The organism is Rhizobacter sp. P2_H2 (assembly GCF_056403375.1).
Genome location: NZ_JBFUFP010001820.1, coordinates 1 through 559, shown reverse-complemented (window position 1 = coordinate 559; position 559 = coordinate 1). Strand labels below are relative to the sequence as shown.

The window sequence follows — 559 nt, the reverse complement described above, 5'->3', positions numbered from 1 at the left end:
GTGCTGACGCAAGGCCTGCGCCTGACGCCGCAGGCGCTCGGGATGGCGGCCTCGGTCGGGGCGGCGACGCTGCCGGTGATGCGCCGGCCGCGCGTCGCGCTGTTCTCCACCGGCGACGAGCTGGTGATGCCGGGCGAGCCGCTGCGCCCCGGCGCGATCTACAACTCCAATCGCTACACGCTGCGCGCGCTGATCCAGGCGCTGGGCGGCGAGGTGACCGACCTCGGCATCGTGCCGGACCGGCTCGACGCGACGCGCGACGCGCTGGTGCGGGCGGCACGGGGGCACGACCTGATCGTCACCAGCGGCGGCGTGTCGGTCGGCGAAGAAGATCACCTGCGCCCTGCCGTGCAGGCCGAAGGGCGGCTCGACCTGTGGCAGATCGCGCTCAAGCCGGGCAAGCCGCTCGCGTTCGGCAGCGTGCGGCGTGGCGCTTCCTCCGGCGCGGGCGAAGCCTGGTTCATCGGCCTGCCGGGCAACCCGGTGTCGAGCTTCATCACCTTCCTGCTGGCGGTGCGGCCGGTGCTGCTGCGGCTGCAAGGGGCCGCGGCCGGGATGC

1 protein-coding gene is annotated in these 559 nt (G+C 74.2%); it reads left to right on the top strand.

Annotated features, from left to right (window positions below):
* The coding region (locus tag AC1D15_RS36405) for a molybdopterin molybdotransferase MoeA (protein ID WP_477829918.1) at nt 1-559 on the top strand (559 nt) is incomplete at both ends.